2 protein-coding genes are annotated in these 4,551 nt (G+C 68.0%); one reads left to right on the forward strand and one right to left on the reverse strand.

Annotation, left to right across the window (positions count from 1 at the left end; translation table 11 throughout):
• Positions 1-143: 143 nt before the first annotated feature.
• Complete coding sequence (locus ACYP5B_RS32100; RefSeq protein ID WP_459572334.1) at positions 144-3,083, forward strand: DUF6600 domain-containing protein; 2,940 nt, start codon at positions 144-146, stop codon at positions 3,081-3,083.
• A 59-nt stretch (positions 3,084-3,142) separates the two neighbouring features.
• On the opposite strand, the gene ACYP5B_RS32105 is transcribed toward ACYP5B_RS32100, so the two are convergent.
• The gene (locus ACYP5B_RS32105) at positions 3,143-4,315 is read right to left on the reverse strand and encodes an ABC transporter substrate-binding protein (RefSeq protein ID WP_400102884.1); all 1,173 of its coding nucleotides are present in this window, start codon (positions 4,313-4,315) and stop codon (positions 3,143-3,145) included.
• Positions 4,316-4,551 lie beyond the last annotated feature (236 nt).

The raw sequence follows: 4,551 nt of genomic DNA on the forward strand, positions 1-4,551 counted from the left end.
CGCAGCCGCGGCGGGGAATCAGGGAAATATGTGCTTACAAAGTCAAGTGCGCCAGTCCGGCGGCCCAGCGTTATCGGAAGTATGGTGACAACAGGGGCGGCAGGAGTTGGCCCGCGCGCCTATTTCGACCAAGAGGTATCCACATGTTCCCTGACCGCAAGCTTGGCCCGCGTGCGCGCTTCCTGTTCCTGGCCGCCAGCCTCGTTTTAGTCACTTGGCAACTGCCAGCGCTGGCGCAGTCCGCCGATCCTTCCGACCGCATTGCCACGGTGACCGATGCCGCCGGCAACCTGAGCTTTGCCCCCGCGGGGTCCGACGACTGGGCGCGGGCCGCGCTGAACCGGCCGATCACCACCGGCGACCGCCTTTGGGTCGACAACGGCGGGCGGGCCGAGCTGCACGCCGGCTCCACGGCGATCCGGCTAGGCAGCGGCACCGCCGTGACCGTGCTCAATCTCGATGACAGTGCCACCCAGGTCAAGCTGACCCAGGGCACGCTGCAACTACGCGTGCGCGCGCTGCCGCCCGACCAGCCGGTCGAGATCGATACGCCCAACCTGGCCTTCGTGCCGCGCGAGCCCGGCGACTACCGGCTGGACGTGGCGCCCGACGGCAGCTCCACGGTCGTCACCATGCACCACGGCTCGGCCACGTTGTATGGCGACAACCGCTCGCTGGAAATGCGGCGCGGCGAGCAAGTGCGCTTCGGCGGCACCGATCTGGCCGAGGCCGGCAGCGCCACCAACCCGCCCATGGACGGCTTCGATCGCTGGACCATGGCGCGCGACGCGCGGGAGGACCGCTCGCCGTCCGCCCGCTACGTGGCGCCTGAAATGACTGGGTATGCCGCACTGGACGACTACGGCGACTGGCAGGAAGACCCCGGCTATGGCGCGGTATGGTTCCCGCGCGTGGTGGCCGCGGACTGGGTGCCTTACAGCGCCGGCTATTGGGCCTGGGTGGCGCCGTGGGGATGGAGCTGGTGCGACGATGCGCCCTGGGGCTTTGCCCCGTCCCACTATGGCCGCTGGGCGCGCATTGGCAACCGTTGGGGCTGGATGCCAGGCCCGAGGTCGGTGCAGCCGGTCTACGCCCCCGCGCTGGTGGGATTCATAGATGGAGGCCACTGGCGCGACCATGACCACGACCGCGGCCACGACCGAGGCAATGGCCCGGGCGTCGCGTGGTATCCGCTGGGGCCGCGCGAGGCTTATCGCCCGGTCTATGGCGCCAGCCCGGCTTATGTCAATCGCATCAACCACTTCACCGTCAACAACGAGGTGATCAATAACCATATCCGGAACACGTACATCAACCGGGACGTGCCGGGAGCGATCACCGGCATGCCGGCGCGCGCCTTCGTGCAGGGCCAGCGCGTGCCGCCCGGCGCGCGCGGCGTGGCTTGGCGCAACCTGCCGCGGGGCGAGGCCAATGGCGCGCCGCCGCTGGCGCCCGTCAAGGCCAGCCTGCAGGGCGCGGCACCCGCGCGACCGGCTCCGGCGGAAATTATGCAGGGCTTTGCGCGTCCGGCCATCGCGGCCCGCGCTCCGGGCCGCCCGGCCAGCGATGAACTGGCCCAGCGTTTCGCCCGCGCTGGCGGCACCGTGCCCGGCGCCGGGCCGGCATGGCGTGGCGGCGGCAACGCCCCAGGCGGGAACCAGGCGGCTCCCGCGCCGGTCCGGCTGAGCCAGGCGGCGCCGGAATTTCATGGCCGCAATGGAACGGGCCAGATGCGCGGGGGGCCGGTGACACCGGGGGCTCCTGGCGGCGGAAATCCAGCCTTCGGTCCGCAACGTGCCGAAGGCGGAGTTCGCGCGCCCACGCCGCAAGGATTGGTTGGCGCCGAACACGGCGGCCAGGTGCCCGTACCGGGCGGCGATCCGCGTACGCGCGGCTGGACCACGCGTCCGGACCAGGCGCGCGGCATGCCGCTGCAAAACGGCCAGCCGGCCGCGCAACTCCAGCAGGCCCAGCAGGCCCAGCAGGCCCAGCAGGCCCAGCAGGCTCAACAAGCGCAGCAGGCCCAGCAGTTCCAGCAACGCCAGGCCGAGCAGCGGGCCGCGGCGCAGCAGAACGGCCGGACACTGCAGACCGACCCGCAAGGCATGGCCCGCCAGCAGCAGGAGCGGCAGATGGGGGACCAGCAGCGGGCCCAGCAGGCGCTGCAACAGCAGCAGGACATGCAGCGCCAGCAGCAGCAAAGACAGACGGGAGACCAGCAGCGCGCCCAGCAGGCGCTGCAACAGCAGCAGGATATGCAGCGCCAGCAGCAGCAACGGCAGGCGCAAGACCAGCAGCGTGCCCAGCAGGCGCTGCAACAGCAGCAGGACATGCAGCGCCAGCAGCAGCAAAGGCAGATGGGAGACCAGCAGCGCGCCCAGCAGCCCCAGCAACAGCAGCAGGACATGCAGCGCCAGCAGCAGCAAAGGCAGATGGCGGACCAGCAGCGGGCCCAGCAGGCGCTGCAACAGCAGCAGGAATTGCAGCGCCAGCAGCAGCAAAGGCAGGCTGGGGACCAGCAGCGGGCCCAGCAGGCTATGCAACAGCAGCAGGACATGCAGCGCCAGCAGCAGCAACGGCAGGCGCAAGACCAGCAGCGTGCCCAGCAGGCGGTGCAACAGCAGCAGGACATGCAGCGCCAGCAGCAACAACGGCAGGCGCAGGAGCAGCAGCGTGCCCAGCAGGCGATGCAACAGCAGCAGGACTTGCAGCGCCAGCAGCAACGGCAGATGCAGGAACAGCAGCGCCAGCAGCAGGCAATACAGCAGCAAGCCATGCAGCGCCAGCAACAGGAGCAGCAACGCCAGCAACAGCAGCAACAGCAGTTACAGGAGCAGCAGCGCCAGCAACAGGTCATGCAGCGCCAGCAGCAAGACCAGCAGCGCCAGCAGCAGGAGCAGCAACGCCAGCAGCAGGACCAGCAGCGCCAGCAGCAGGAACAGCAGCGCCGGCAGCAGGAGTTGCAGCGCCAGCAACAGCACGCTGCGCAGCCGCAGTCAGCGCAGCATGTGGCTATGCAGCAACAACCGCATGCCCAGGGGCAGGCAGGCCACCCGCAAGAGCACGGGCATGAGGTTCACTGAGCAGGCTTAGGCAGCCGGCGCCTGGTCCGGGCGTCGGCTGCGTGGCAGGCCTCGCTGGCTTACTTCGCCAGTTCCGACAAGCGCACCGGCGCGATCTTGCCGCTCTGCACCCAGCCCACCACGGTGTCGGCAACGGTGCCGCCCTTGGCGTCGATGCTTTCGATCTCGTTGGGGTTGGCATCCTTGGCCAGCGTCTTCACCGCCTCCGGCATCCTGGCCCGGATCGCGGCCACGTCGCTGGTGGTGCCGGCCAGCTTCATGGCGCCGGCCAGCGCATAGACCATGGTGTAGTTGAGCGACATCTCGGTGGTGGCGTCACGCCCGTCATGCAGCTTCTTGTATTTGCTGTTGTAGGTCTGCGCGGCCGGGCGGGCATCGTTGGCCAGCGGCATCACGCCGATGGCGCCTTCCAGCATGGCCAGGCCGTTGGTGACCTTGGCCATTTCGTCGAGCTTGGCCTGGTCCATCACGATGAAGCCACCCTTGAAGCCCAGCTCGCGCGCCTGCTTGACCACCAGCGCGGTCGGCTCGGACGGGCCGCCGACAAACATCACGTCGGGCTTGTCGGCCAGCACGCGCGACACGCCGCTGTAGAAATCGGTGGCCTTGGTGTAGGACATCGGGTTGTTGGCCACCACCTTGCCGCCCGCGCCTTCCCAGGCCGGCACGAACGCCTGCACCCAGGCCTTGGCGTAGTCGTGGTCGGCCGGGGCCAGCGCCACGTTCTTGCCGTAGCGCTTCATCTGCGCCTTGATGAAGGGCTCGATATAGCCGGTGTAGGACGGCGGGATGCGGATGGTCAGCTTGTTGCCGGTGTCTGTGATGCGCGGCACGCTGGAGTAGGCCATCACCAGGAATTTCTCCTGCTCGTTGAACGCCTGTAGGGCAAAGATGCCGCCCGAATGCGGCACGAACACGGCGGGCGTCTTGTACTGCTGCACCAGGCGGCGTGCATTGATGGCGGCCTCGGCGGGCGCGTACTTGTCGTCCAGCGACACCACTTCCAGCTTGACCTTCTTGCCCTTGACCTCAAGGCCCGAGGCATTGATTTCGTCCACGGCCATCTGGATGCCGGACAGCACGTTCTTGCCGTACAGCGCGGCGCCGCCCGACAGCGGGCCGGTATAGCCCAGCTTGACGACTTCCTGCGCAAAGGCCGTGCCCGATGCCATCAGCGCGGCCATGGCGGTGGCGGCGAGGGGGAACAAGCGGCGGATCATCTTGGTGTGCATCTGGCTGTCTCCTGTTGTGTTTGCACTGCGTTCGTTCGGTTTGCTGGTCCTGGTCCTTCTCCCCTCTCCCGCGCAGCGGATGATGGGTTGGGGGAGAGGGCGGGCGCTGGTTACGCCTTCGTGCTGGAAAAACCAAAGGCTTGTAGTGGTCAAGTTTTTTCGGACAGGCTGATAGGTTGTTTTGCTGTTGGCTTGGCCTCATAAGCGGTAGGCGAGACATAGCCGAGGGTTGAGTG

The sequence above is a fragment of the Cupriavidus sp. 8B genome, assembly GCF_054589115.1.